Source organism: Polaromonas sp. P4_H1 (assembly GCF_056400945.1).
The window spans coordinates 334730-360160 of sequence record NZ_JBFUKG010000001.1 but is presented as its reverse complement, the minus strand read 5'-3'; the positions used below and the strand labels follow the sequence as shown (position 1 = coordinate 360160).

Below are 25431 nucleotides of genomic sequence, written 5' to 3'. Positions count from 1 at the left end.
GCAGTGCCCGACGTTAGCGGGAGAAAAGCTACTCGTCTGCCGTCCCCGACGGATTGAGTGAAATACGGTCAAGAATCTGGCATTGCACCATGTACAGGTGGGCGCGCATGGCTTTTTCGGCGCCGTCCGGATCGCGTGCGGCAATCGCCGCCGCGATGAGATGGTGCTCCGAATCCCGTTGGCGTAATCGTGCCGCAGGGCGAGGACGAGCGCTTTGCACGTGGATGCGGGCGTCCGCGCCAATCTGCCGCAGCAAGGAATAGAGGTCGGCGGCCAGCGTATTGCGCGTGGCCGCGGCAATGAGCCGGTGAAACGTCAGATCAGCGGCTGAACTCTCGGTTTCGGCCAGTGTGGTGGCCGCCTTCTCGATGCGTGCGATCTCCAGCGGCGTGGCGCGCAGGGCAGCCAGGCGCGCCAGGATGGGCTCCAGCGCCAGGCGCAACTCGATGACCTCCAGTGGATTGGTGTCGCGCGCCAGCGCCGCACCTCCACGCGTCAGGGCCGCGTGCCGCCGTGGCGTGCTGCTGGCCAACTCGCCCGACGCCCGAAGCTGGAGCAGTGCCTTGCGCAGCGTGTGCCGATTGACGTTGAGCTGCTCGCCAAGCGTGCGCTCGGCTGGCAGCTTTTGCCCGTCGGCAATTCGCTCGCGAAGTGCTTCAACAAGGCGGTCGAGATCGACTTCCTTGCCGGGTAAACGGACCGCAGTGTTCATGGGTCCAAGTATACGGCCGCGCAGGCTGGTTGAGTGTCGTGGTGACGTGCTTGGTCGAGTGTTTTGGTTGCGCCGTGACGCCGGAACGGGTCAGTGATGGTGGCCGTGCTCGCCGTGCACATGGCGGTGCGCAATCTCTTCTTCGGAGGCGGCGCGCACGTCGGTGACCTTCAGCGTGAAGCGCAGGGCCTTGCCGGCCAACGGGTGGTTGCCATCCAGCATGACGACGTTGCCCTTGATTTTCATCACGTGGAACAGTTGCTCCCGGCCGTCGTCGCCGCGGCCTTCCAGTTGTCCGCCGACCTTGACGCCGGGCGGAAATTCAGACTTGGGGATGGTGCGCACCAGGCTTTCGTCGCGCAGGCCGAAGGCGTCCTCCGGCTGCAGGTTCAGCGTGACCTGGTAGCCGGGCAGCTGTCCGTCCAGGGCTTCCTCGATCTTGGGCAGGGTGTTGCCATAGCCACCATGCAGGTAGACCATGGGTCCCGAGCTTTCCTCGACGAGCTTGCCTTGGGCGTCGGCGACTTTGTAGTTCAGGGTGACGGCGGTGTTTTTTTCGATTTTCATGATGAGTGCTTTCGGGGCTTCAGGGCGCCGCATCGGGCTAGTGTGGTGTTGCACGCTATCCGGTACATAAAACCGTGTCTTTTTGCCCATGGCGGCGTTGCAAATCCTCGCAATAGTGGAACTATTGCTGTGGTTTGCGCCTTGCCCTGAACAAAAATCCATCGGTTTTATTTGTACCGTCAAGCATGCAACACCACACTAGATGCTTCATGCGTCAATGGGTAATCTTAGCAATGATGGCTTACCCGCAGGCGCTGGACGCCGGGGCCTGTCGGGTCTGACAATAGCGATTCAATAGCGATTCAACAACAACCCTTTACCGGACGGTCCATGCCATGAATTTACTGGACATCGAAACCATCGAGCTGCTGTCGGCGGCAGCATCGCCCCGGCCGCTGTTTGTGCTGTTGCACGATGAAGGCGGTGTGGCCGCCGACATGCTCGCCATGGGCAACCTGCTGGGCGATGCGTTTGCCGAGGCCGCCGTGTTGATCCCCGAGGGGCTGGTGGGCCCGCTGGGTACGGGCAATGGCCACGGCAGCCTGTCGACCCGGGTGGAGGCCCTGGCCGCCTATTTGCGGAGCCAGCAGCAGCGGTTTGACGTGCTGCAGTCGGACACGGCCCTGGTCGGTTTCGGCGCCGGCGCCACGCTGGCCCTGGCCTTCAGCGACGCCCACGATGGCCTGGCGGGGCGCGTGCTGGCGTTTGGCGGCAGTTATCAGGTCTGGCCGGACAAGGCGCCCGCCCTCACCACGCTGCACCTGCTGCACGGCCAGAACGACCCGGTGGTGCCGGTCAGCATCGCACGGCACGGCTTTGACCTGCTGATGGCCCTGAATGCCGATGCCACGCTGGACGTGGCCGCCTCCGTGGGCCATGAGTTGCATCCGGCGCTGATGGACCAGGCCGTGACGCGGCTGCAGACCTGTGTGCCGCTGCGGCACTGGCGGGCGGTGTAGACGGCCCTGGTGACTCCGGGGCATTTCTTAAGAAAATAATGCCTGCAAGCCGCGCAGAACGCGCGTGACAAGCTCCTAAATCAATAGCAATGGCTTTGCGCCGCGACTAACCATGAGGCTCGTGAGAGCTCTTTAATCAAGCAGGGGCCGCGGGACTGGCTTTGCCAGACCGCAGGCGCAGCGGCCCCCTTGGGGGGCAGCGAACCACACAAAGTGGGGAGCGTGGGGGCCTGTATTTTCAAGCAGGGGCCGCGGGACTGGCTTTGCCAGACCGCAGGCGCAGCGGCCCCCTTGGGGGGCAGCGAACCACACAAAGTGGGGAGCGTGGGGGCCTGTATTTTCAAGCAGGGGCCGCGGGACTGGCTTTGCCAGACCGCAGGCGCAGCGCCCCCTCGGGGGGCAGAGAGCCACACGCAGTGGGCGAACGTGGGGGCTCTTGTTATCTGCAGGCCTGCAACGCCTTGCCCTCGAGCTGGGGCTTCAGGGCCTCCAACTGGGACCGCAGCGCGGCATCGACTGCGACCAGCTTGAGCAACTGGCCTTTCGCTTCCGGTCGTTCCAGCACGACCCGGGCGGTGCGCACGCCGAGGGTGGCGGTCCTGGCCAGTTCGCGTTCGGCCTCGGCCTGCGAGCCGAAGTGGCCCAGCGACAGGCCGGGGGCTAGCGCCGGGTTGAGCAGCGGCTCGAAGGACACGCCACGCTGGCGCAGCTCGCTGCGCTTTTTGGCCAGGGTTTCGTCGCTGCTGTATTTACCCATGTAGATGATCCAGCGGCCGGGCTCGGCGCTGTTTTCGAGCGACCAGCTGCCGGCGGGCAGGCTGGCCTGCAGGCGGGGGCGGAGCGCGCCGGCCTGCTCGTCGCTGAAGAGGCCGGCCTGCAGGCACTCGGCAGTGCTGGAGGGACCGCCGGCGCTTTCAAATTGCCGGGCTTCGCCCGTGCTGAGCAGCTGCATGGCTTCCGGCCGGATCTGCTGCTCCAGGCGCTGGGGCTCAGCCTGGATGGCCGGAGCCCATCCGTAATCGGCCAGCAGGCCCTGGGTAAAGGCAAAGTAGCCGGCGTTGGCCAGCAGCAGCGCCAGCACCAGCAACCTCAGCATGGGCGGCTGCCCTTTGCCGCCGAAACCGGCCGCACGCTGACTTCGGAGCTGGTGATTTCTTTCATGCCAGCCGCAGTATGCACGAGCAGGGCGCCGCTTTCACTGACGCCGTGCGCCGTGCCTTCGGTGCCGTCCGAGAGCCTCACGGCGCGGCCGGCGAGCACATCGCGCGCCGAAAAACGCGCCTGGAAGGGCGCAAAACCGAATTGTTCAAAGGCCTGCACGGCCTGCACCAGCGGGGGCAGCGTGCGCAGCAGCGCTTCGCCGGCATCCACGCCGGGGCGCAGGTCCTGCAGGCAGCCGGGCGGGACGGCCATGGTGGCGGGCGAACCGGGGGCGGGGGCGGAAAGCTGCACCGGCAGGATATTGATACCGACACCGATCACCACATAGCGAATGCCGCCCCAGCTGGCGGTCTCCACCAGAATGCCCCCCAGCTTGCGCTCGCCCTCGCGGGTCTGGCCGGAAAGCCAGAGGTCGTTGGGCCATTTCAGGCCGATGGCCGGTTGGCCTGCGGGCCGCGGGTCCAGACTTTCCGCCAGGCTGATGCCGACGGCCAGCGACAGGCCCGACCAGTCGGCCGGCTGCAAAGGCAGGCCCAGGGAAAAAGTCAGGCTGCCTGAACGCCGGCTTTCCCAGCTGCGGCCGGATCGCCCGCGCCCGGCGGTTTGCTGTTCGGCCACCAGCAGCAGGGGCTCGGGCCGGGGCGGCGCATCGGCGCTGCCGCGAAAGCGTCGCATCAGCTCGCTGTTGGTCGAGTCAATCTCGGGCAGGACCTCCACGGTAAACCCCGGCAAGGAGGGGGCTACAGCCTCCCAGATGGCCTCGGCGGGCCATCGGAGGGGGGAGGCCGGAGCGGCCGTCGGGGAGGAAGTCACGGCGAGGGGTTGAACGTGGAGGATGGGAGGGGTGGAACGGTGAAACGGTGAAATGGGGCGGTGGCGGTGAAGCGGCCCGGTTCAGTCCTTCTTCTTTTTGTTCTTTTTGGCCTGGGATTTCTTGCTGTCGAGCTTGGCTTTGGCTTTGGCCTTGGTCTTGTCGCCAGCCTTGTCGCTGGCCTTGTCTTTTGCTTTCGGCTTGTCCTTGCCTGCGTCTTTGCCGTTGTCCTTGTCCTTGGGGGCGAGCAGCGTGCCACGGCAGGTTTTGGCGCCGCACCAGCAGGGGTATTCGGCCTTCAGCTTTTTGGTGTACTTGGCGTCGATGATCAGGCCGTAGTCGTAAAACAGCTCTTCGCCGGCCTTGATGTTGCGCAGCGCCTTGATGAAGACACGCCCGCCGTCTTCGTCGGCCTCGCAGTTGGGTTTGCAGCTGTGGTTGATCCAGCGCGAGGAATTGCCGCCGTACTTGGCGTCGATCACATGCTTTTCATCGATGTGAAAGTAAAAGGTGTGGTTGGGGTCTTTCGGGTCGTGCGGGTGGCGCCGCAGGGCCTCTTTCCAGGTCACCACCTCGCCCACATACTCGATCAGCGTCTCGCCTTCGGCCAGGTCCTGCAGGGCAAACACGCCCTTGCCGTGTACGCCGGAGCGACGGGTCTGGATGCGGCGGCCGTCGGCGCCGGACGCGCCCTCGGGCGCCAGGGAAGAAAGTGCGGAAGGGCTCGCAGCGGCCTGGTTTTTTGACACGGGGTAATTTTTTGGTATGGTTAATTCATGCATGTGCGCGCACAGGCGTGCGTGCGCACCCGCGCGCGTACCTGCGCGTGAAGTGGTTATTGTAGTGATGCATTCAGGGAGTCTGCTGTGTTGAAGCGCCGAAACGTCATTCAGTCCATTGCCGCGCTGGCCGCGCCGGGCGTGGGCCTGCCGGCGTGGGCCAGGGAGCCGGAAGGCCCGCTGCCGAAGGTGGGCAGCACGCTGCCTTTGCCGTCCCTGACGCTGCTGGATGGTCGCCGCTGGACCCCCGCCGATGCCCAGGGCAAGGTGCTTGTGGTGTACTGGTGGGCCAGCTGGTGCCCTTTTTGTGCGCTGCAGTCGCCTCATATCGAGGCTTTGTGGCGCGCGCAGAAGAACCAGGGGTTGGACGTGCTGGCCTTGTCGATTGATAGGCAGCCCGCTGCGGCGGCCGGCTATCTGAAAGCTAAAGGCTACAGTTTTCCCGCGGGAATGCTGACCCCCGAGGTCGGCAAACTGCTGCCCAAGCCGGCGGGTCTGCCGGTCGTGGTGGTCATGAAGGTGACCGGGCGGAATGGAAAAGTCGTATTTGCGGAAAGCGGAGAGATGTTCTCCGAAGATGTGGAAGGTTTGAAGAAGTACTTATGAAAACTCTGGTGATTGCAGAAAAGCCCTCGGTGGCACAAGACATTGTGCGTGCCATCACGCCCACGGCGGGGAAGTTCGAGAAGCACGACGAGTACTTCGAGAGCGACGAGTGGCTGGTCACCTCGGCCGTGGGCCACCTGGTGGAGATCCAGGCGCCCGAGGAGTTTGACGTGAAGCGCGGCAAGTGGAGCTTTGCCAACCTGCCGGTGATTCCGCCGTACTTTGAGGTCAAGCCCATCGACAAGACCAGGACGCGGCTCAACGCCATCGTCAAGCTGGCCAAGCGCAAGGACGTGGGCGCCATCGTCAATGCCTGCGACGCGGGGCGTGAGGGTGAGCTGATCTTCCGGCTGATCCAGCAGTACGCCAACAGCAAGCACCCGGTCAAGCGTCTCTGGCTGCAGTCCATGACGCCGGCCGCGATCCGCGAGGGCTTTGACAGCCTGCGCACCGAAAAACAGATGCAGGGCCTGGCCGATGCCGCGCGCTCCCGCTCCGAGGCCGACTGGATGGTCGGCATCAACGGCACCCGCGCCATGACCGCCTTCAATTCACGCGACGGCGGGTTCTTCCTGACCACCGTGGGCCGCGTGCAGACGCCGACGCTGTCGGTGGTGGTGGAGCGCGAAGAGAAAATCCGCAAATTTGTCAGCCGCGACTACTGGGAGGTCCACGCATCTTTCCTGGCCGAAGCCGGCGAATACCCGGCCAAGTGGTTCGACCCGAAATGGAAAAAGGCCGCGGCGAATGCCGACAATGCCGAGCCCGACGCCGAGCTGCGGGCCGACCGCGTCTGGTCGGAGCGCGAAGCGCTGGCGATTGCCGAGGCGGTGCGCGGCAAGGCCGCCACGGTCACGGAAGAGTCCAAGCCGACCACACAGGCCGCCGGCCTGCTGTTCGATTTGACTTCGCTGCAGCGCGAAGCCAACGGCAAATTCGGCTTCTCGGCCAAGACCACGCTGTCGATTGCGCAAAGCCTGTACGAGCGCCACAAGGCGCTGACCTATCCGCGTACCGACTCGCGCGCGCTGCCCGAAGACTATTTGCCGGTGGTGAAGCAGACCTTCGAAATGCTGGCTGACAGCGGCATGCGCCACCTGGCGCCGCACGCGGCCACGGCCATCAAAGGCAACTACATCAAGCCCAGCAAGCGGATTTTTGACAACGCCAAGGTGAGCGATCACTTCGCAATTATCCCAACCACGCAGGCGCCCAGTGGCCTGAGCGAGGCCGAGCAAAAGCTGTACGACCTGGTGGTGCGCCGCTTCATGGCGGTGTTCTACCCGAGCGCCGAATACCTGGTCACCACGCGCATTTCCCAAGCGGTGGGCCACAGCTTCAAGACCGAGGGCAAGGTGCTGGTGAAACCCGGCTGGCTGGCGATTTACGGCAAGGAAGCGGCCGATGAAGTGGCCGATGCCAAGGACGGCGACAAGGGCCAGAGCCTGGTGCCGGTCAAGCCCGGCGAGATGGTACGCGCCGAGGTGGTCGAGGCCAAGGGCCTGAAGACCCGGCCGCCGGCCCGCTACAGCGAAGCCACCCTGCTGGGTGCGATGGAAGGCGCCGGCAAGACCATAGACGACGACGAGCTGCGTGAAGCCATGCAGGAAAAAGGCCTGGGCACGCCGGCTACGCGCGCCGCCACCATTGAGGGCCTGATCGCCGAGAAATACATGCTGCGCGAAGGGCGCGAACTGATCCCGACCGCCAAGGCCTTTCAGCTCATGACGCTGCTGCGCGGCCTGGGCGTGGAAGAGCTCTCCAAGGCCGAGCTGACCGGCGAATGGGAGTACAAGCTGGCGCAGATGGAGCACGGCAAGCTGAGCCGCGAAACCTTCATGGCGGAAATTGCCGCCATGACAGAAAACCTGGTCAACAAGGCCAAGGGCTACGACAAGGACACCATTCCGGGCGACTACACCACGCTGCAGACGCCCTGCCCCAACTGTGGCGGCGTGGTGAAGGAGAACTACCGCCGCTACACCTGCACCGGCAAAAACGGCGACGACGGTTGCGGTTTTTCCTTCGGCAAGACGCCGGCGGGCCGCACCTTTGAAACGGCCGAGGTCGAGCAGTTCCTGCGTGACCGCAAGATCGGGCCGCTGGAGGGCTTCCGCTCCAAGGCGGGCTGGCCCTTCACCGCCGAGATGGTGATCAAGTTCGACGAGGAAACGAAGAACTACAAGCTCGAATTCGATTTTGGCGACGACAAGAATGGCGAGACCGGCGAGATCGTGGATTTTGCCGGCCAGCAGTCGCTGGGCCCCTGCCCGCGCTGCGCCGCCCGGGTGTTCGAGCTCGGCAAGAACTACGTCTGCGAAAAGTCTGTGCCCACGCTGGAGCAGCCCACGCCGAGCTGCACCTTCAAGACCGGCCAGGTGATCCTGCAGCAGCCGATCGAGCGCGAGCAAATGCACAAGCTGCTGGAAACCGGCAAGACCGACCTGCTGGACAAGTTTGTCTCGATGCGCACGCGCCGCCCGTTCAAGGCCATGCTGGCCTGGGACAAGGAGGCCGACAAGGTGAACTTCGAGTTCGCGCCGTCCAAGTTCCCACCGCGCAAACCGGCGGCCGCCAAGACCGGGGTCGTGAAGACGCCGTTCGGCAAGACGGTGGCGGCCAAAGGGGCCGCAGGCGATGCGGCGCCGGCCGCGAAGAAAGTTGCGGCCAAAAAGGTCGCCGCCAAAAAGGCGCCGGCCAAGACGGCGGCCCCCAAGGTGGCGCGCAAGGCAGCCACCCCCAAGCCGGGTGCCGGCCTCAAACCCAGTGCATCGCTCGCCGCGGTGATTGGCGCCGAACCGGTGGCCCGCACCCAGGTGATCAAGAAACTGTGGGACTACATCAAGGCCGAGGGCCTGCAGGACGCCACCAACAAGCGCGCCATCAATGCCGACGCCAAGTTGCTGCCGGTGTTTGGCAAGCCGCAGGTGACGATGTTCGAGCTGGCCGGGATTGTGGGCAAGCACCTGAGCTGAGGCGTCCGCCAATGGATGCCCCCGCCGCATCACATGTCCTTTCGAGCACGGTCCGCCACCGCATCCGCACGATCACGGTGCGTGACGACATGGTGGGCTGGGTGGCCTCGGGCAGCAAGCGCCTGGCCACCCCGCAAGGCAGCACCGGTTTTCGCACCGGCGACGTGTTCGTGGTTCCGCGTGCGACGCAATGGGACATGGTGAACGACCCCGCGCCGCAGGGCCGTTACATCGCGCGCGTGTTGACTTTCGCGCCGCCGCTGGTGGAGCTGTTCCATGAGCGCTTTGGCCAGTTCGCTGCCACCCCGGTCGTGCAAGGCTGCGCCAGCCTGCTAGTCGACGAGGCGTTTACCGCCACCTTCGGCCATGCCGCTGCGGCCCTGGAGGACAGCGAAGCGTCGCAGGCCATGCGCCAGCATCGCGCGCTTGAAGTGCTGTTGCTGCTGGCCGAGCGCGGCCTGGTGTTCGCGCCAGCCCGTGAACTCGGCTGGGCCGACCGCGTGCGGCGGCTGGCGGGGCAGCGCCCGCAAGCCGTCTGGACGGTGGACGACGTGGCCCGCGCCTTTCACCTGAGCGCCAGCACCCTGCAGCGCCGGCTGGCGCAAGAGGCCACATCGGTCAGCCAGTGCGTGCGCGAGGTCCGGCTGGAAACGGCCATGAGCCTGCTGCAAACGACCGGGCTGCAGGTGTCTGAAATTGCCGGCCGCTGCGGCTACGAATCACACAGCCGCTTTTCCGCGGCGTTCCGCGAGCGCTTCGGCTTCGCGCCTTCGCACCTGCGTCCTTGAGAACGGGTTGCGGAGGGCTCTGGGCTCTGCCGCACAGCAATTGATGCGGCGCAGCCAGCAAGGTGCGCCGGTTTGCACCATCATCCGGTTCTCATCTTCAGGAGAATTTCATGAAACGCACGCTTCTCATCGCCGCCCTGGCAGGCGCCGCCACGCTGGCGCACGCCGCCGCCTTCACGCTCACCAGCCCGGACATCAGGGCCGGCGGAATGATCCCCAAGAGCTTCGAGTTCAACGGCTTTGGCTGCTCGGGCGACAACAAATCGCCCGCGCTCAAGTGGAGCGGCATGCCCAAGGACACCAAGAGCTTTGCCGTGACGGTCTACGATCCCGACGCGCCCACCGGCTCGGGCTGGTGGCACTGGTCGGTTATCAACATTCCGGCTTCGGTGACGGAGCTGGCGCCCAACGCCGGCGCTGTGGGTGGTGCAAACCTGCCCAAGGGTGCGGTCCCGGTGCGCATCGATTACGGCGTGGCCGGCTGGGGCGGCACCTGCCCGCCGCAAGGCGACAGGCCGCACCGCTACATCTTTACCGTGCATGCGCTCAAGGTCGACAAGCTGGAGGTGCCGGCCGATGCCACGGCGGCGCTTGCCGGCTTCATGATCAACGCCAACACGCTGGGCAAAGCCAGCTTTACCGCCAGATATGGCCGCAAGAAATAAGAACAGCCGCGTGTCCGGGATCGTGTCGGCTTCGGGGGCGTTCAGCTTGTTTGGGGTGCCGCTTCAGCGGGCTGGCCCTGCTCAGCGCAGCTGCAGTGCCGGCCAGCCGCGCTCGCCGCCTATGGCTGCCAGTGTCGCGTCGGCGTTCACCGTCACCGGGTGCTTCACCGCTTCCAGCAGCGGCAGGTCATTGATGGAGTCGCTGTACGCCGTGGTTTTGAAGTCCTTGAAGCGCAGGCCGCGTGCCATCAGCCAGTCATGCAGGCGCGTTACCTTGCCGGCACGCATGTTCAGTGTGCCGGTGGTGCTGCCGGTAAAGCAGTTGTCATGCACTTCGGGCTCGGTGGCAATCAGGTGCTCGATGTTCAGGTAGAAAGCGGTCAGCTCGGTGAGGAAGCGGTTGGTAGCCGTGGTCATGACGACCAGGTCGCCGGCTTCCAGGTGCTTGTCGACCAGCGCCACGGCCTGCGGCGTGATGCGCGGGACGATCCATTCCGAGAAGAACTCCTGCCGCAGGGGCTCCCACTCGCGCACTGTGCGTCCGGCCAGGGTGCCCACATAAAAATCGGCAAACTCCTTCAGGTCGACCGTGCCGGCCTTGTAGCGCGCTTCAATGTCGGCATTGCGGGCGGAAAAATGCGCTTTGTCGAGCACGCCTTTTTCCATCAGGAAATCGCACCACAGCACATCGCTGTCACCGCTGAGCAGGGTGTGGTCGAGATCGAAGAGGGTCAGGCGCATGGTGAATCTCCCGATGGGCCGCCCCCGGCGAGCGGCGTGGTTTGCAAAGCGACAGGCGTGGGGGGCCTATCAAGGTAAGGTGAGGTCCTGACCCAGCAGGGGCCGCGGAACCGGCTTAGCCGGGCCGCAGGCGCAGCGGCCCCCTCGGGGGGCAGCGCAGTACGCGAAGCGACAAGCGTGGGGGCCATATTTCTAGGGTTGGCGCAAGTGCCAGGCCTTGGGACGGGTGAAGGTCTGGATGCCGTAGGTGGACAGCGTCAGGCCGACGCCTGAGTCGCCGTAACCGCTCCAGGGCAGGCGCGGGCTGACGCGGTCGCAGCAGTTCCAGTACACGCTGCCCGCATTCACCTGCGCCAGCAGCGCCTTTGCACGGGTCTCGCTCGGGGTGAACACGCCCGCGGTCAGGCCGTAGCGCGTGTCGTTCATGAGCCTGACGGCTTCCTCGTCGCCGGCGACTTTCTGGATGCCGATGATGGGGCCGAAACTTTCCTCCTGCATCAGCGCCATGCCGTGGTGGACGTTGGCAAACACGGTGGGCGCATACCAGTTGCCCGGGCCCGGCAGGCGGTGGCCGCCGGCCAGCAGCGTGGCGCCTTTGGCTTTGGCGTCCAGCACCTGCGCATCCAGCACCTCCAGCTGGGGTGCGCGCGTGATGGCGCCGATATAGGTGTCCTCGGCCATCGGGTCGCCGACCTTGAAGGTCCTGACCGTGTCGACAAAGGCGGCCACGAATGCGTCGTGAATCTTCTCGTGCACGTAGATGCGCTCGACCGAGCAGCAGCTCTGCCCGGTGTTGTACATCGCGCCGTCGGCGAGCGACTCCGCGGCGGTTTTCGGGTCGGCATCGTCGCAGACGTAGGTCGGGTCCTTGCCGCCCAGCTCCAGCTGCAGCTTGACCATGCGCGGGCCCATGGCGCGGGCAATCCGCGCGCCCGTCGCGTAGGAGCCGGTGAAAAAGAGGCCGTCCACCTTCTGCGCCAGCAGGGCTTCCCCCACGGCCGCGCCGCCGATCAGCGGCACGAACACATCCCGGGGCACGCCGGCGGCGTGCAGCAGGCGGGCCATGGCCAGGCCCGTCATGGCGGCATATTCGGAAGGCTTGTAGAGCACGGCGTTGCCCGTGAGCAGGGCGGGAATGAACACATTGCCGCCGACGAACCAGGGGTAGTTCCAGGCCGAGATGTTGGCCACCACGCCGAGCGGCGCGTGCTCGATCTGCTCGGTCATGCCGCCCTCGCTGAAGACGGTTTGCGTGGCGGTGCTGCTGTCGAGTTCTGCCAGGAAGAAGTCGATGCGCCCCAGCAGGCCGTTCAGTTCGTTGCGCGACATCTTGATGGGCTTGCCGGTTTCGCGCGTCATGGTCGCGGCCAGCGCGTCCAGCTCGGCCACGATGCCGGCGCGAAAACGCGTGATGCAGGCCTTGCGCTCGGCCAGCGGCACCCTGGCCCAGCCGAGCTGGGCGGCACGCGCCTGGTCGGCCTTGCTGGCCACCGTGGCAGCGTCATCGGCCGGCAGGTCCGTGATCAGGGCACCGGTCGCGGGGTTGTGGATGGACAGTTGCGTCATGCCTTGCTTTTTCGGGAATGGTTGTGATGGTTGTGCTTGGCGTCCGCCACGGCCGACAGGAAGTCTTCGAGCATGGCGGCGTCGTCAATCGTGTCGGAGCCGGGCTGGTGGAATTCGGGATGCCACTGCAGCGCGGCGATATAGCTTTTGGAGCGGTCCTTGCGGCGTATGGCTTCCACAATGCCGTCGCCGACGCTGTAGGCCTCGACTTCAAATTCGGGCGACAGCTTCTTGATGGCCTGGTGGTGAATGCTGTTGACGCGCACCCGCTCCACGCCGGGGTACAGCGCCGACAGCCGGGAGCCCTGCACGATGTCCACGCTGTGGAAATTCTGGTCGTAGGCCGCCGCGTCGCGGTGAAGGAAGGAGTCGGGCACCTGGGTCTGGATGTCCTGGTAGAGCGTTCCGCCAAAGGCCACGTTGAGCAGCTGCAGGCCGCGGCACACGCCAAAAATCGGCTTTCCGACGGCTTCGAATGTGGCGACCAGCGCCTTGTCGTATTCGTCGCGTATCCGGTCGCCGGACCATTTGTCTTCCATGGGCGCCTCGCCATAGCTGCCGGGCCAGACGTCGGCGCCGCCATGCAGCACCAGGCCGTCCAGCCACTGGGCGTAATGCTCATAGGTCACATCGCCGCGCCGGGTACTGCCCGTGGGGCAGGGCACCATGACCACCATGGCGCCCGAGGACATCAGCCAGTGTGCGATGGACTGCTCCACGTACTGCAGTGTCTTGCCGGTAAAAAAAGACCGGCTCGGATCGGCGTGCGAAAAGCAGGCCGATAAACCTATTTTGAGACGACTGGCGGCGGTCATGGAGCCCCCACGCTTTTCACTGCGTGTAATGCGCTGCCCCCCGAGGGGGCGCTGCGCCTGCGGCCCGGCAAAGCCGGTTCCGCGGCCCCTGCTGGAAGTGGGAGTGGGGCCTCCATCACGAGAGTTGTCATATCGGCGTTCATAAAGCGGCCTCGAACAGCTTTTGAAAGTCCTCGGCCTTGCAGGGCCGCGGGTTGGTCTGATGGCAAATGTCGGCCGTGGCTATTTCGACCAGCCGCGGCAGGTGTTCACGCTTGACGCCGTGCGCCGACAGCGGACCGGTGATGCCGACACTTTCTTTCAGCTGCTTGAGCCAGGGCACCAGGGCCTTGCCGCCGCCGGCCACGCCGCAAACATGGGCCAGCTCGTCGAATTTGGCCGGGGCGGCTTCGTAGTTCCAGGCCAGCACCGTGTCTATCATCAGCGCGTTGGCCAGGCCATGGTGCAGGTCGCACACCGCGCCCAGCGCATGCGCACACGAGTGCACGGCGCCCAGGTCTTTCTGGAAGGCAATGGCGCCCATCATGGAGGCCATCATCATGTCGCCTCTAGCCTGCAGGTTGCCCGGCTCTTTCACCGCGGTGAGCAGGGCCCGGGCAGCGATGCGCGTGCCTTCCAGCGCAATGCCGTCGCACAGCGGATGGTAGGCGGGCGACAGGTAGCTTTCGATGTTGTGGGTGAGCGCGTCCATGCCGGTGGCGGCAGTCACATGCGGCGGCAGGCCGAGCGTGAGTTCGGGGTCTGCAAACACCACCTTGGCCAGGATTTTTGGGCTGAACACCACGCGCTTGAGGTGCGTTTCGTTTTCGCTGACCACGCTGGAGCGGCCGACTTCGGAGCCGGTGCCGGAGGTGGTGGGCAGGGCCACAAAGTAGGGCAGCTCGCCCGTGATGGCGCGCACCTGCGGATGGTCCCACACATATTCGAGGATGTCGCCCTCATGGGTGGCCGCGACGCCCACCACCTTGGCCACGTCCAGCGCCGCGCCGCCGCCAAAGCCGATCACGCTGTCGGCCTGGTGCGCCTTGTACGCCGCGGCGCCGTCCATCACCTGGCTGCAGGTCGGGTTGCCGAACACACCGGAAAACACCGCCACCTCCAGCCCCGCCAGATGGGTTTTGAACTCGGCCAGCACCGGCAGGGCCGCCAGGGCCTTGTCGGTCACGATGAGCGGGCGCCTGCAGCCGGCCGCCAGCAGGGCTTCGGCCACCTGCTTGCGTGCGCCCGGACCGAATTTGATGGCGGTGGGGAAGGAAAAGCTGGTGATGGCCATGGGGTATGAGGATGGGAGGGAGGGTGGGTGAGCGGTTCAGGAGGACCGGGCGTGTGTGAGCTGACGGTACATATGGGTTTTGCCCAGACTGACGCCATTGACCCGTATCGCGTCGGGCTCCGTGCCGAAGGATGAAAAGCCGGCGCTTTCGTAGAGCGCCACGGCCTGCCGGTTGCTGTCAGTCACAGTGAGGATGACGAGTTCCACGCCCCAGGTTGTTGCCGCTTGCAGCACGGTGTCGACCAGCGCGCGGCCGAGGCCCTGGCCGCTGTATTCCTCCGCCACATACATGCTCACCAGTGAGGCCTTGTGGCGGTTCTTCAGGCGGGTTTCACGGCTGAGCCCCACCATGCCGGCCATGACGGATTTCTCGCCTTCGACAAAAGCGCCCCAGAGTTTTTCGCTGGCGCTGGCGGCCAGCCGTTTTTCGGTGTCGGCCAGGGGGCGCAGGGTTTCTTCCTCAAAGCTCGACGTGAAGGCATCGGGGTGCTCGCGCAGGCCGCGCAGCCGAAAGGCCCGGTAGACCGGTGCATCAGAGATTTCAAGTGGTCGAATTTCCATGCCTGCCATGCCTAGATGATCTCGAAGTAGCGTTTTAATTCCCAGTCGGTCACCCCGTCAAGCCATTGCCGCCATTCCCAGTCACGGGTTGCGGCGAAGTGGTCGACAAAGGTATCGCCCAGCCAGTCGCGGGCAATGCTGGACTGCTGGAAGATGCGGGTGGTTTCGATCAGGGTGCGCGGTGCGCGCGGAATGTGCTCGGCGCCCTGGTTGGTGCCGGTGATGGGCGGCGCCGTGAGCTTGAGGCCTTTTTCAACACCGTCCAGCCCGGCCGCAATCACGGCCGCCATGGCGAGGTAGGGGTTCACGTCGGCGCCCGGGCAGCGGGTCTCCAGCCGTGTGGCCTTGGGGCTGCCGGCAATCACGCGGAAGCTGGCGGTGCGGTTGTCCATGCCCCAGGTGGGTTTCACCGGCGCCCAGAAACCGTCGACCAGGCGCTTGTAGCTGTTGATGGTGGGCCAGATCATCGGGCCGAAATCCATCATGCAGGCGACCTGCCCGGCCACGTAGCTTTCAAACAGCTTGCTCATCTTGCGCGGGTTTTTCGCGTCGTAGAACAGGTTGTTTTTGCCGTCGGACAGGCTCTGGTGGATATGCCCGCTGCAGCCGGGCAGGTGCTGGTTGGGCTTGGCCATGAAGCTGGGCATGATGCCGAAGCGCGCACCGATTTCCCGGGTGCCGGTCTTGAACAGGATGGCACGGTCGGCCTGCGCCAGCGCCTCGCTGAAGCCGATGGCGGCTTCATAGACGCCGGGCCCGGTCTCGGTGTGCAGGCCTTCAATCGGGATGTCAAAGGCCAGCATCTCATCCATGATGGCCTTGAAGAACTCGCGGTTCTGGTTCATGCGCAGCACCGAATAGCCGAACATGCCCGGTGTCAGCTGCTCGGGCCCGACGCCTTTTTTGGCGGCCCAGCTGTGCGGTGTCTCCAGGAAGTTGAACCACTCGAATTCCATGCCGGTCATCACCATGAAACCCATCTTGTCGGCGCGCTTGAGCACGCGCTTGAGCGTCTGGCGCGGGCAGACGGCATGCGGTGTGCCGTCCGCGTTGACGAATTCTCCGAGAAAGAAGGGCACGCCGTCGTCCCAGGGCACATGGCGTGCGGTGTTCAGGTCCAGCCTGGCCAGCGCGTCGGGAAAGCCGTGCTGCCAGCCGGTGACCGTGGTGTTGTCGTAGCAGCTGTCCGTCATGTCCCAGCCCAGCACCACGTCGCAAAAACCAAAGCCGCCCGCCGGGTAGGGCTCGGCGGTGCCCAGAAACTTGTCGCGGTGCAGGTACTTGCCGCGCAGGACGCCGTCGATGTCGCTGACGGCCACCTTGACCTTGGTCGCACCTGATTTTTTGACCGCCTCTACCGCGGGGTGGGTCTTGCCGGATGCTTTGCTGGCCATGCTGACTCCTGGTTTTTTATCGGTGTGCTCAATGCGCGGGTACGGCAGAGGGGACGCCCATGTCCTGCAACGCCCCGGCGATGGCCTGGACCGCCTGCTCCATTTCCCGCGGGCCGATCGCACCAATACAGCCTACACGGAAAGTTTCCACTTGGGTGAGTTTGCCGGGGTATAGGACAAAGCCGCGTTCGCGCGCGGCGGCATAAAACTGCCTGAAGTCATAGCGGCTGTCGGCCGGCGCGTGAAAGGTCACGATGATGGGCGCCTGGATGGCCGGATCCAGAAAGGGTCGGAAGCCGAGCCGGGCCATGCCGTCGACCAGCGTGGTGTAGTTGCGCTGGTAGCGCGCCAGGCGGGCGGGCTGGCCACCTTCCTCCTCGAACTGCGCAATCGCCTCGGCCAGCGCTACCACGACGTGCGTGGGGGGCGTAAAGCGCCATTGCGTGGTCTTCTCCATGTAGATGTACTGGTCGTACAGGTCCATGGCCAGCGACTGGCTGCGGCCGGCGCAGCCGTCCAGAATCGCCTTGCGGATAAAGACAAAGCCCATGCCGGGCACGCCCTCCAGGCATTTGCCGCTGGCCGCCACCAGCGCATCAAAGTGCACCTTGCGCGCGTCGATTTCCAGCGCGCCAAAGGAACTCATGGCGTCCACGATCAGGCCCCTGCCGTGGGCGGCGCACACGTCGGCCACCTCCTGCAGCGGATTGAGCACGCCGGCGCCGGTTTCGCAGTGGATCAGGATCACATGGCTGATGCTGGCATCGGCCTTGAGCTGGTCGGCCAGCGCGGCGGCAGACACCTGCGCCGCTTCGTCAAACGGCAGCACGGTGCAGCGGCGGCCCATCAGTTGGGTGAGGCGCGCGGCGCGTTTGCAATAGGCGCCGTTGTCCAGCACCAGCACATGGCCGTCGCGCGGCACCAGGGTGGCGACAGCGGCTTCGACACTGAACGTGCCGCTGCCCTGCAGCGGCACCACCACATGCGAGTCACGGCCATGAATGATGTCCAGCAGGCTGCGCCGCACGCTGGCCGTCACGGCGTTGAAGTCGGCGTCCCAGGAGCCCCAGTCCTTCAGCATGGCCAGCTTGGTGCGCAGCGTGGTGGTGAGGGGGCCGGGGGTGAGGAGGATTTTGTCTCGATCCATTTTTATCTTTCAGTTCCAGTGCCAGCTTCAGGCAATGAGAGAACGTGGGGGATGGTGGTCTTCACCAGCAGGGGCCGCGGGACTGGCTTCGCCAGACCGCAGGCGCAGCTCCCCCTCGGGGGGCAGGGAGCTACACGCAGTGAGCGAGCGTGGGGGCACTACTTCCTCCATGCCTGGGTCCGGCGGTTGATCCACCAGGCGAGGGCCATGAACAGCAGGGTGGCGATGGTTGATGCAATACCAATCAGCACGGCCATGGCCGCGGCGGCGCCCATTTCGCCGGCTTCGTCCAGGTTCAGGATGGCAATCGACGCCACCTTGGTTTCGGGTGAATACAAAAACACCACGGCTGAAATGGTGGTCATGGCATTGATGAAGAAGTAACGCGCAATGTCCACCAGCGCCGGCGTGCAGATGGGCAGCGTGACGCGCCAGAAAGTCTTGAAAAACGGCACCTTGAGCGAGGCGCTGACCGCCTCGAACTCGCTGTCCAGGCTCTTCAGCGCCGTCACCGCGGTGAGGTGGCCGGTGGTGTAGAAGTGCACGATGGTGCACAGCGTCAGCAGCGTCAGCGTGTGGTACAGGCCGCCCAGGGGGTTGTCCGGCGCATTGAAAAAGAAAATGTAGCCCAGGCCCAGCACCAGGCCGGGCACGGCCATGGGCAGCATGGCCAGCATGCGCACGAAGCCGCGCAGGCTGTCCATGCCCTTGGTTTTTTCCAGCAGGTAGGCGCCGCAAAACACCAGCGCCGTGCCGAAGAACGCGGTGCCGGCCGACATCTTCAGGCTGTTCATGAAACCCACGCCCACTTCCGCATCGACCAGGCCGAGCGTGTAGTGGCGCAGGCTGGGTGTGAGGTTGTAGGGCCAGAAGCTGGCGAACGAGGCAAACACGGCCATCGCCAGCATGGCCAGCACCAGCAAGGCGATCGCGCAGCAATACAGCGTCATGAGGGCGTCGTAGCCGCGCGCGGGCGTGGGGCGGTAGGGCACTGCGCGCGCGGTGAGCATCGCGGTCTGCCGCTTGCTCACGTAGTTGTCGACGGCGAAGGTCAGCACGGCCGGTGCGAGCAGGAGAATCGCCACCACGGCGCCCTTGGCGAAGTCCTGCTGGCCGATCACCAGCTTGAAGACGTCGGTGGCCAGTACATTGAAGCTGCCGCCGATGACCTTGGGAATGCCGAAGTCGGTGATGACCAGGGTGAAGGTGACGAGGGCCGCCGAGATCAGGCCGTACTTGGCGCCCGGCAGCGTGATGGTGAAGAATTTGCGGCGGGCGCTGGTGCCCATGGCATTGGCCGCCTCATACAGCCGCGCATCCGACAGGCTCAGCGCGGTGAGCAGAATCATCAGCGCATGCGGAAACACGGCAAAGCATTCCGCAATCACGATGCCGGGCGCGCCGTAGATTTGCTCGACCCCCAGGCCCTGCATCCAGCCCTTGAGCACGCCCTGGTTGCCGAACCAGTAGATCAGGGAAATGGCCGACAGAAGCGAGGGCGCCAGCAGCGGGATCAGCGTGATGCCGCGAAACAGCGCCTTGTAAGGCATGCACGAGCGCGCCAGCGCGTAGGCAAAGCCGAAAGCCAGCGGCACGGTGACCACGGTGACGGCGACGGACACCCAGATGCTGTTCCACAGGCTTTCCAGCAGGGCCGGGGTTTTTGCGTAGTCAATGAAGTTGTCAAACCAGACGAAATCGCCGGCCTTGTCTTCCACGGCCTGCTGCAGGATGGTGATCAGCGGCGCCGCGAGAAACGCTATCAAAATAGCAGCCACCAGCGCCAGTGCGGCGTAGGCCAGGTGGTCAATCCAGTGCACGCGCTGCCTGACCAGCGGGAGTTTGGCGGCGGCGGTGGACAGGGGCATCAAAACACCTTGATGCGTTCGGGCAGCAGCCGCAGGGGCAGGGTCGAGCCGATCTGCAGCGACTGCTCGGACAGGAAGTTGAGCGAAAGATAAACCGTGAGCCTGTGCTTGTCCAGTGCGGGGGATGTCACATGCACGTGGCAAAAGGACCCGAGAAACTCGATTTTCTCGATAGTGGCGTTGAACACATGGGGGTCGCCCTCGACAATGGGCCGGGCCAGCACGTCTTCGGGCCGCAGGTAGACCTTGACGTCGCGGTCGGCGCCGTCGCAGGGCAGGCAGAGCGCGCCAAACCTCATTTCGCCGCCGCTGACACGGGCCGGCAACACATTCACCTTGCCGACAAAATCGGCCACGAAGGGCGAGGCCGGCTCGCGGTAAATCTCCATCGGCGTGCCCACCTGCTCGATCAGCCCCTCGTTGATCACGACAATGCGGTCGGCCACGCTGAGGGCTTCTTCCTGGTCGTGCGTCACCATGATGGTGGTCACGCCCAGTTTTTGCTGCAGCGCCCGGATTTCCTGACGCAGCCGCACGCGTTCCAGCGCGTCCAGGGCCGACAGAGGCTCGTCCAGCAGCAACAGGCCCGGTGAGGTGGCGAGCGCCCGCGCCAGCGCAATGCGCTGCTGCTGGCCGCCCGACAGCTGGCTGGGGTATTTGGCCTCGCTGCCCGGCAGGCCCACCAGCCTGACCAGCTCGCCCACCCGTCTGGCGGCTTCGGCGCGCGGGGTCTTGCGGTTGACCAGGCCATAGGCCACGTTGTCGGCCACCGTGAGGTTGGGAAACAGCGCGTAGCTCTGGAACACGATGCCGTAGTCGCGCAGCGCGGGCGGCAGGCGGGAAATGTCGCGGCCGCCCTGGTGCACTTCGCCGGCAGTCTGCACTTCCAGCCCGGCAATGATGCGCAGCAAGGTGGTCTTGCCACAGCCGGATGGCCCGAGAAAGCAGACGAACTCGCCCTTGCGGATATCCAGGTTGATGTCCTGGAGCGCAGTAAAACCACCGAACTCTTTCCGAATGTGGCGCAGCGCGAGAAACGTGTCGTGGTTCATTCGTGGGTCATACGTGTGTATTGCCTGGACGGGCGGCGCGCCGATGCAAAAAAGCAAGCAGCCGCGTGGAACCGGCTTTGCCGGGCCACAGCGGCTGTCCCCCTGAGGGGGAGACGGCGGCCAAGGGCCGCCGACAGGGGGCTATTTCTTCTCTGTTTTGCTGTTATAGCGCCGTGTCCATTCGTTCAGGATACGTTCGCGGTTGTCGGCGGCCCAGGTGAAGTCCATCTTCACGAGGCGTGCTTCATAGTCCTTGGGCACGTTGGCCAGCGGCGGCGCCAGGCCAGGCTGCGCCGTGATGGCGAAGTTCTTGCCGTACAGCATCATGGCGTCCTTGCTGGAAGCCCAGTCAGCCAGTTTTTTGGCGGCGTCCAGTTTCTTGGTGCCCTTGTGGATGGCAAACGCCTCGAGGTCCCAGCCCAGGCCCTCTTTCGGGAAGACCAGGTCAATCGGTGCGCCCTTGGCCTTGTTGGCGTTGCCCCGGTACTCGAAGGAGATGCCCATCAGGAACTCACCGGCGGCAGCCATGTTGCAGGGCTTGGAGCCGGAGTGGGTGTACTGCGCAATGTTTTCATGCAGGCCGTCCATGTATTTCCAGCCGCCGCCCTTGCCGTCCTTGTCGCCAAACAGGGTGAGCCAGGCGGTCACGTCGAAGTAGCCCGTGCCGCTGGAGGCGGGGTTGGGCATGACGATCTGGCCCTTGTAGATGGGCTTGGTGAGGTCCTGCCAGGTTTCCGGTTTGGGAATGTTCTTTTTCTGGGCTTCGGTCGTGTTGAAGCAGATGGTGGCACCCCACACGTCCATGCCAAACCAGGCCGGGACTTTTTTCTTGTCGCGGTACTGGCTCATGATGCCGTCCAGGTTGAGCGGCGCATAGGGCTCGAGCATGCCCTGCTTGTCCAGCAGGGCCAGGCTGGACGCCGCCACGCCCATCACCGCGTCGGCCTGCGGATTGGCTTTTTCGGCGAGCAGCTTGGCGGTGATCACGCCGGTCGAGTCGCGCACCCACTTGATGTCGATGTCGGGATGCGCCTTGTTGAAGCCTTCCTGGTAGGCCTTGAGCTGGTCGGTTTCCAGGGCGGTATAGACCAGCAGCTGGGTTTTTTGCGCGGAGGCCGACGCAGCGATGGCCAGCAGGCCTGCTGCGGCGAGTGCCTTGCCGAGGGATTTGAGATGGAGAGCCAGCTGCATACATCGTCCTTTGTGAAAAACCTGCCATGTTGTGACCTGATCGTGTCAGCGGGATGACATGTGATGGCGCAACCTGCGCTCAGGCCATATCGATCCAGCCCGAGTGAATTGGACGCCGCCCCTTTTTACTTGTCAATTGTTTTTTGCAGATTGTTGACATTTTTTTGTTTTGTGCTTCAATGCAGGGCATGAACGCAGTCTTTCACCCCACCATCGCACTCCTCCAAAACAGTTCCCTCACCACGGTAGTGCAGCAGGAAATCGAGCGGGCCATTCTTGTCGGCGAGTACGAGCCCGGCAGCAAGCTGATTGAAGCGGCGCTGGCCGAGAAGATGGGTGTCTCGCGCGGGCCGGTGCGTGAAGCCTTTCGCATGCTGGAGGAAGCGGGGCTGGTGCGCAACGAAAAAAACCGCGGCGTCTTTGTGCGCGACATCCCGATTGACGAGGCGGTGGAGATTTTTGACCTGCGCGCGGCGATGGACGAGCTGGTGGGCCGCCAGCTCGCCAGGAACATCACGCCGGCGCAGCTCAAGGAAATCAAGGGCCTGGTCGACGAGATGGAAAAGGCGGTGAAGGCCGAAGACGCCTACAACTACCACCTGCTGAACCTCAGGTTCCATGACCGGCTGGTCGAGATGGCCGGCAACCGCAAGCTCACGGCGATTTACCGCAAGCTGATCAAGGAGCTGTCGCTGTTTCGCCGCCTCAACCTGGCCGACGGCTGGCTCATGCCCATTTCGGCCAGTGAGCACCGGCAGATCGTCAAGGCCATCGCCTCCGGTGACGCGGATACCGCCGGGCGGGCCATGTTCGACCATGTGATCGAAAGCAAGGAGCGCACGATCGAGAACGATGTGCGGCGCCAGGCCCGGCTGCAGGGCGGCGACGCCGGGACGGGTGCAGGGCAGGGCGCAGCCAGGGCCACGCACCTGAACAACACTTCGGACACCGACAGGGAAAGGCCCAAACGTGGCAACCGATAAGGCACGCGCTGAACTGACGGTGAACGGCCGGTCGTACGCACTACCGACGCAGCCTACGGTGGTGGTGTGCGTCGATGGCTGCGAGCCCGACTACCTGGCCCAGGCCGTCGCCACGGGCCACATGCCCTGGCTGCAGCGCACGCTGGCCCTGGGGTCGGGCCTGACGGCCGACTGCGTGGTGCCCAGCTTCACCAATCCCAACAACCTGTCCATCGTCACCGGCGCGCCGCCCAGCGTGCACGGCATTTGCGGCAACTACCTGTTTGACACCGCGACCGGCACGGAGGTCATGATGAACGACCCCAAGTGGCTGCGCGCGCCCACGCTGCTGGCCGCGCTGGCCGATGCGGGCCGGTCGCTGGTGGTGGTGACGGCCAAGGACAAGCTGCGCAAGCTGCTCGGCCACCAGATGAAGGGCATCTGCTTTTCGTCCGAGAAGGCCGACCAGGTGACGCTGGCGGAAAACGGGATTGAGGACGTGCTGGGGCTGGTGGGGCGGCCGCTGCCCAGCGTGTACAGCGCAGACCTGTCCGAGTTTGTCTTTGCCGCCGGCGTGAAGATCATGCAGAAATACCAACCCGACGTGATGTACCTGTCGACCACCGACTATGTGCAGCACAAGCATGCGCCGGGTACCGACGGCGCCAACGCGTTTTACCGCATGATGGACGGTTACCTGGCCCAGCTGGATGCGCTGGGCTGCGTGATCGCGCTGACCGCCGACCATGGCATGAATGCCAAGGTTGCGCTGGACGGCACGCCCGATGTGATTTACCTGCAGGACTGGTTTGACGCCTGGCTGGGCACGGCGAAAGCGCGCGTGATCCTGCCGATCACCGACCCGTATGTCGTGCACCATGGCGCGCTCGGCTCGTTTGCCACGGTCTACCTGCCGGATGGTGTGGACGTGGCCGCGGCCTGCGAACGCCTGGCGCAGCTCAAGGGCATGGAAGTCGTGCTGACCCGCGAACAGGCCGCCCGGCGCTTTGAGTTGCCGGCCGACCGCATTGGCGACCTCGTGGCCGTCTCGGAGCGCTTCACCGTGATCGGCACGTCGGCGTCGCGCCACGACCTCTCCGCACTGAAGGTGCCGCTGCGCTCGCATGGTGGCCTCAGCGAGCAGCGCGTGCCGCTGATCGTGAACCGCAAGCTGCCGGGGCTGGACCGTGCCCGGCGGTTCCGCAACTTCGATGCCTTTGAACTGGCCCTGAACTATGCGCAAGGCTGAGTCTTATTCCCTCTCCCTCTGGGAGAGGGGGAAATACCCAGGAGTGTTGTGTGACGAGTGATTACATTCAGGACCACCAGCTCAATGCCATGCGCCTGGCCGGCCGCAGGGTCGGCGCCGAGCGGAGCGGCGAGCGCGCGATCCAGGTCTTCAACCCGTTTACAGAAGCGCTGATCGGCACGGTGCCCAAGGCCACGCTCGAAGAGGTGCGTGAGACCTTCGCCATCGCGCATGCCTATCAGCCCACACTGACCCGCCATGAGCGCGCGGCCATTTTGAAGCGCGCCGCGGCCATCATTCAGGCGCGGCTTGACGACATGGCGAATCTCATCACCGCCGAGTCCGGGCTGTGCCTGAAGGACTCGGTGTACGAAGCCGGTCGCGTGAGCGACGTGCTGCTGTTCGGCGCCAGCGAAGCGCTCCGGGACGACGGGCAGATTTTCAGCTGCGACCTGACGCCGCACGGCAGGAAGCGCCGCGTGTACACGCAGCGCTCACCGCTGCTGGGTGTCATCACCGCCATCACGCCCTTCAACCACCCGATGAACCAGGTGGCGCACAAGGTGGTGCCCAGCATCGCGAGCAACAACCGCATGGTGCTGAAACCCTCCGAAAAAGTGCCCTTCTCGGCCATCCTGTTTGCCGACATCCTGTACGAGGCCGGTCTGCCACCCGAGATGCTCAGCGTGGTCACCGGCGACCCGCGCGAAATCGCCGACGAGTTGATCACGAACCCGTTGGTCGACCTGGTGACCTTCACCGGCGGCGTGGCGATCGGCAAATACATCGCGTCCAGGGCCGGCTACCGCCGCGTGGTGCTGGAGCTGGGCGGCAATGACCCGATCATCGTGATGGAAGATGCCGACATCGACGAAGCGTCCACGCTGGCGGTGCAGGGCTCGTACAGGAACTCGGGCCAGCGCTGCACGGCCATCAAACGCCTGCTGGTGCATGAGGCCGTGGCCGGCCAGTTTGTGGAGCAGGTGCTGGCCAAGACCCTGGCCTGGAAATACGGCGACCCCACCGACCGGGCCAACGACATGGGCACGGTGATCGATGAGGCCGCCGCCATGCTGTTCGAGTCGCGCGTCAACGAGGCGGTGGCGCAGGGCGCCAAGCTGCTGGCCGGCAACCAGCGCCGCGGCGCGCTGTATTCGCCCACGCTGCTGGACCATGTCCTGCCGCAGATGACGGTGGCCCGCGAAGAAACCTTCGGCCCGGTGTCGCCGGTGATCCGCTTCAAAAACATCGACGAAGCGATACAGCTCTCCAACGGCACGGCCTACGGCCTGTCGAGCGCGGTCTGCACCAACCGCATGGACTACATCACGCGCTTTGTGAACGAACTGCAGGTGGGCACGGTCAATGTCCGCGAAGTGCCGGGCTACCGGCTCGAACTCACCCCTTTCGGTGGCATCAAGGACTCGGGCCTGGGCTACAAGGAGGGCGTGCAGGAAGCGATCAAGAGTTTTACCAACCTCAAAACTTATTCGCTCCCATGGAGTGGATGATGCTCTCCCCGAAGCGCCTTCGGCGCCTCCCCCAAGGGCGGCCACCTGCAGCCCGGCTAAGCCGGTTCCGCGGCGGCC

The 25431-nt window shown here is 64.8% G+C and carries 23 protein-coding genes; 8 read left to right on the top strand and 15 right to left on the bottom strand.

Annotation, left to right across the window (positions count from 1 at the left end; translation table 11 throughout):
* Positions 1-28: 28 nt before the first annotated feature.
* Positions 29-712 (bottom strand): FadR/GntR family transcriptional regulator, encoded by a 684-nt coding sequence (locus AC1DS5_RS01595; protein WP_477716491.1) that lies wholly within the window; start codon positions 710-712, stop codon positions 29-31.
* A 90-nt stretch (positions 713-802) separates the two neighbouring features.
* Positions 803-1279: an FKBP-type peptidyl-prolyl cis-trans isomerase gene (locus tag AC1DS5_RS01590; protein WP_477716490.1), complete on the bottom strand. Its 477-nt coding sequence runs from the start codon at positions 1277-1279 to the stop codon at positions 803-805.
* Between the two features lie 335 nt (positions 1280-1614).
* Between AC1DS5_RS01590 and ypfH the strand changes: the two genes are divergently transcribed.
* The gene (gene ypfH, locus AC1DS5_RS01585) at positions 1615-2238 is read left to right on the top strand and encodes an esterase (protein ID WP_477716489.1); all 624 of its coding nucleotides are present in this window, start codon (positions 1615-1617) and stop codon (positions 2236-2238) included.
* A gap of 439 nt (positions 2239-2677) precedes the next feature.
* Here the strand turns inward: ypfH and AC1DS5_RS01580 are convergent, their stop codons facing one another.
* The 3 genes from AC1DS5_RS01580 to AC1DS5_RS01570 all read right to left on the bottom strand — a co-directional run bounded on the left by AC1DS5_RS01580 (position 2678) and on the right by AC1DS5_RS01570 (position 4992).
* Complete coding sequence (locus AC1DS5_RS01580; protein ID WP_477716488.1) at positions 2678-3334, bottom strand: SPOR domain-containing protein; 657 nt, start codon at positions 3332-3334, stop codon at positions 2678-2680.
* Positions 3328-4212: a biotin--[acetyl-CoA-carboxylase] ligase gene (locus AC1DS5_RS01575; protein WP_477716487.1), complete on the bottom strand. Its 885-nt coding sequence runs from the start codon at positions 4210-4212 to the stop codon at positions 3328-3330. The genes AC1DS5_RS01580 and AC1DS5_RS01575 overlap by 7 nt, the downstream gene beginning before the upstream one ends.
* An 81-nt stretch (positions 4213-4293) precedes the next feature.
* Positions 4294-4992 carry an SET domain-containing protein gene (locus AC1DS5_RS01570; RefSeq protein ID WP_477716486.1) on the bottom strand — a complete coding sequence of 233 codons (699 nt, stop codon included), beginning with the start codon at positions 4990-4992 and terminating at the stop codon, positions 4294-4296.
* A gap of 84 nt (positions 4993-5076) precedes the next feature.
* On the opposite strand from AC1DS5_RS01570, the gene AC1DS5_RS01565 reads away from it, so the two are divergent.
* The 4 genes from AC1DS5_RS01565 (at position 5077) to AC1DS5_RS01550 (ending at position 10023) form a co-directional block, all read left to right on the top strand.
* The gene (locus AC1DS5_RS01565; protein WP_477716485.1) at positions 5077-5595 is read left to right on the top strand and encodes a TlpA disulfide reductase family protein; all 519 of its coding nucleotides are present in this window, start codon (positions 5077-5079) and stop codon (positions 5593-5595) included.
* Complete coding sequence (locus AC1DS5_RS01560; RefSeq protein WP_477716484.1) at positions 5592-8570, top strand: DNA topoisomerase III; 2979 nt, start codon at positions 5592-5594, stop codon at positions 8568-8570. Before AC1DS5_RS01565 ends, AC1DS5_RS01560 begins: the two co-directional genes overlap by 4 nt.
* 11 nt (positions 8571-8581) lie before the next feature.
* Positions 8582-9358 (top strand): helix-turn-helix transcriptional regulator, encoded by a 777-nt coding sequence (locus AC1DS5_RS01555; protein ID WP_477716483.1) that lies wholly within the window; start codon positions 8582-8584, stop codon positions 9356-9358.
* Between the two features lie 110 nt (positions 9359-9468).
* Positions 9469-10023: a YbhB/YbcL family Raf kinase inhibitor-like protein gene (locus tag AC1DS5_RS01550; protein ID WP_477716482.1), complete on the top strand. Its 555-nt coding sequence runs from the start codon at positions 9469-9471 to the stop codon at positions 10021-10023.
* Positions 10024-10104: 81 nt separating this feature from the next.
* Here AC1DS5_RS01550 and AC1DS5_RS01545 read toward each other — a convergent pair whose 3' ends face one another.
* The 10 genes from AC1DS5_RS01545 to AC1DS5_RS01500 form a co-directional block, all read right to left on the bottom strand.
* Positions 10105-10764 carry an HAD family hydrolase gene (locus tag AC1DS5_RS01545; RefSeq protein ID WP_477716481.1) on the bottom strand — a complete coding sequence of 220 codons (660 nt, stop codon included), beginning with the start codon at positions 10762-10764 and terminating at the stop codon, positions 10105-10107.
* A gap of 192 nt (positions 10765-10956) precedes the next feature.
* Complete coding sequence (locus AC1DS5_RS01540; protein ID WP_477716480.1) at positions 10957-12330, bottom strand: aldehyde dehydrogenase family protein; 1374 nt, start codon at positions 12328-12330, stop codon at positions 10957-10959.
* A complete protein-coding gene (locus tag AC1DS5_RS01535; protein WP_477716479.1) occupies positions 12327-13145 on the bottom strand; it encodes a gamma-glutamyl-gamma-aminobutyrate hydrolase family protein in 819 nt (272 codons plus the stop codon). The genes AC1DS5_RS01540 and AC1DS5_RS01535 overlap by 4 nt, the downstream gene beginning before the upstream one ends.
* 139 nt (positions 13146-13284) lie before the next feature.
* Complete coding sequence (locus tag AC1DS5_RS01530; protein WP_477716478.1) at positions 13285-14418, bottom strand: iron-containing alcohol dehydrogenase; 1134 nt, start codon at positions 14416-14418, stop codon at positions 13285-13287.
* Positions 14419-14454: 36 nt separating this feature from the next.
* The gene (locus AC1DS5_RS01525) at positions 14455-14979 is read right to left on the bottom strand and encodes an N-acetyltransferase family protein (RefSeq protein WP_477716477.1); all 525 of its coding nucleotides are present in this window, start codon (positions 14977-14979) and stop codon (positions 14455-14457) included.
* 11 nt (positions 14980-14990) lie between these two features.
* Complete coding sequence (locus tag AC1DS5_RS01520; protein WP_477716476.1) at positions 14991-16373, bottom strand: glutamine synthetase family protein; 1383 nt, start codon at positions 16371-16373, stop codon at positions 14991-14993.
* A 28-nt stretch (positions 16374-16401) separates the two neighbouring features.
* Positions 16402-17526 carry a 2-aminoethylphosphonate--pyruvate transaminase gene (locus tag AC1DS5_RS01515; RefSeq protein WP_477716739.1) on the bottom strand — a complete coding sequence of 375 codons (1125 nt, stop codon included), beginning with the start codon at positions 17524-17526 and terminating at the stop codon, positions 16402-16404.
* Positions 17527-17678: 152 nt separating this feature from the next.
* Positions 17679-19388: a putative 2-aminoethylphosphonate ABC transporter permease subunit gene (locus AC1DS5_RS01510; RefSeq protein ID WP_477716475.1), complete on the bottom strand. Its 1710-nt coding sequence runs from the start codon at positions 19386-19388 to the stop codon at positions 17679-17681.
* Positions 19388-20440: a putative 2-aminoethylphosphonate ABC transporter ATP-binding protein gene (locus AC1DS5_RS01505; protein ID WP_477716474.1), complete on the bottom strand. Its 1053-nt coding sequence runs from the start codon at positions 20438-20440 to the stop codon at positions 19388-19390. The genes AC1DS5_RS01510 and AC1DS5_RS01505 overlap by 1 nt, the downstream gene beginning before the upstream one ends.
* A gap of 141 nt (positions 20441-20581) precedes the next feature.
* Positions 20582-21631 carry a putative 2-aminoethylphosphonate ABC transporter substrate-binding protein gene (locus tag AC1DS5_RS01500; RefSeq protein WP_477716473.1) on the bottom strand — a complete coding sequence of 350 codons (1050 nt, stop codon included), beginning with the start codon at positions 21629-21631 and terminating at the stop codon, positions 20582-20584.
* A gap of 188 nt (positions 21632-21819) precedes the next feature.
* On the opposite strand from AC1DS5_RS01500, the gene AC1DS5_RS01495 reads away from it, so the two are divergent.
* The 3 genes from AC1DS5_RS01495 to phnY all read left to right on the top strand — a co-directional run bounded on the left by AC1DS5_RS01495 (position 21820) and on the right by phnY (position 25353).
* A complete protein-coding gene (locus AC1DS5_RS01495) occupies positions 21820-22614 on the top strand; it encodes a phosphonate utilization associated transcriptional regulator (RefSeq protein ID WP_477716472.1) in 795 nt (264 codons plus the stop codon).
* The gene (gene phnA, locus AC1DS5_RS01490) at positions 22601-23842 is read left to right on the top strand and encodes a phosphonoacetate hydrolase (protein ID WP_477716471.1); all 1242 of its coding nucleotides are present in this window, start codon (positions 22601-22603) and stop codon (positions 23840-23842) included. Before AC1DS5_RS01495 ends, phnA begins: the two co-directional genes overlap by 14 nt.
* Positions 23843-23931: 89 nt before the next feature.
* Positions 23932-25353, top strand: coding sequence for a phosphonoacetaldehyde dehydrogenase (phnY, locus tag AC1DS5_RS01485; protein ID WP_477716738.1), 1422 nt, complete (start codon positions 23932-23934; stop codon positions 25351-25353).
* Positions 25354-25431: the final 78 nt, after the last annotated feature.

What these genes read in the sequence shown, in the direction of transcription:
- AC1DS5_RS01595 (WP_477716491.1), bottom strand. Translation starts at nt 712, where the DNA reads ATGAACACTGCGGTCCGTTTACCCGGCAAGGAAGTCGATCTCGACCGC.
- AC1DS5_RS01590 (WP_477716490.1), bottom strand. Translation starts at nt 1,279, where the DNA reads ATGAAAATCGAAAAAAACACCGCCGTCACCCTGAACTACAAAGTCGCC.
- ypfH (WP_477716489.1), top strand. Translation starts at nt 1,615, where the DNA reads ATGAATTTACTGGACATCGAAACCATCGAGCTGCTGTCGGCGGCAGCA.
- AC1DS5_RS01580 (WP_477716488.1), bottom strand. Translation starts at nt 3,334, where the DNA reads ATGCTGAGGTTGCTGGTGCTGGCGCTGCTGCTGGCCAACGCCGGCTAC.
- AC1DS5_RS01570 (WP_477716486.1), bottom strand. Translation starts at nt 4,992, where the DNA reads ATGCATGAATTAACCATACCAAAAAATTACCCCGTGTCAAAAAACCAG.
- AC1DS5_RS01560 (WP_477716484.1), top strand. Translation starts at nt 5,592, where the DNA reads ATGAAAACTCTGGTGATTGCAGAAAAGCCCTCGGTGGCACAAGACATT.
- AC1DS5_RS01555 (WP_477716483.1), top strand. Translation starts at nt 8,582, where the DNA reads ATGGATGCCCCCGCCGCATCACATGTCCTTTCGAGCACGGTCCGCCAC.
- AC1DS5_RS01550 (WP_477716482.1), top strand. Translation starts at nt 9,469, where the DNA reads ATGAAACGCACGCTTCTCATCGCCGCCCTGGCAGGCGCCGCCACGCTG.
- AC1DS5_RS01545 (WP_477716481.1), bottom strand. Translation starts at nt 10,764, where the DNA reads ATGCGCCTGACCCTCTTCGATCTCGACCACACCCTGCTCAGCGGTGAC.
- AC1DS5_RS01540 (WP_477716480.1), bottom strand. Translation starts at nt 12,330, where the DNA reads ATGACGCAACTGTCCATCCACAACCCCGCGACCGGTGCCCTGATCACG.
- AC1DS5_RS01535 (WP_477716479.1), bottom strand. Translation starts at nt 13,145, where the DNA reads ATGACCGCCGCCAGTCGTCTCAAAATAGGTTTATCGGCCTGCTTTTCG.
- AC1DS5_RS01530 (WP_477716478.1), bottom strand. Translation starts at nt 14,418, where the DNA reads ATGGCCATCACCAGCTTTTCCTTCCCCACCGCCATCAAATTCGGTCCG.
- AC1DS5_RS01525 (WP_477716477.1), bottom strand. Translation starts at nt 14,979, where the DNA reads ATGGAAATTCGACCACTTGAAATCTCTGATGCACCGGTCTACCGGGCC.
- AC1DS5_RS01520 (WP_477716476.1), bottom strand. Translation starts at nt 16,373, where the DNA reads ATGGCCAGCAAAGCATCCGGCAAGACCCACCCCGCGGTAGAGGCGGTC.
- AC1DS5_RS01510 (WP_477716475.1), bottom strand. Translation starts at nt 19,388, where the DNA reads ATGCCCCTGTCCACCGCCGCCGCCAAACTCCCGCTGGTCAGGCAGCGC.
- AC1DS5_RS01505 (WP_477716474.1), bottom strand. Translation starts at nt 20,440, where the DNA reads ATGAACCACGACACGTTTCTCGCGCTGCGCCACATTCGGAAAGAGTTC.
- AC1DS5_RS01500 (WP_477716473.1), bottom strand. Translation starts at nt 21,631, where the DNA reads ATGCAGCTGGCTCTCCATCTCAAATCCCTCGGCAAGGCACTCGCCGCA.
- AC1DS5_RS01495 (WP_477716472.1), top strand. Translation starts at nt 21,820, where the DNA reads ATGAACGCAGTCTTTCACCCCACCATCGCACTCCTCCAAAACAGTTCC.
- phnY (WP_477716738.1), top strand. Translation starts at nt 23,932, where the DNA reads ATGCGCCTGGCCGGCCGCAGGGTCGGCGCCGAGCGGAGCGGCGAGCGC.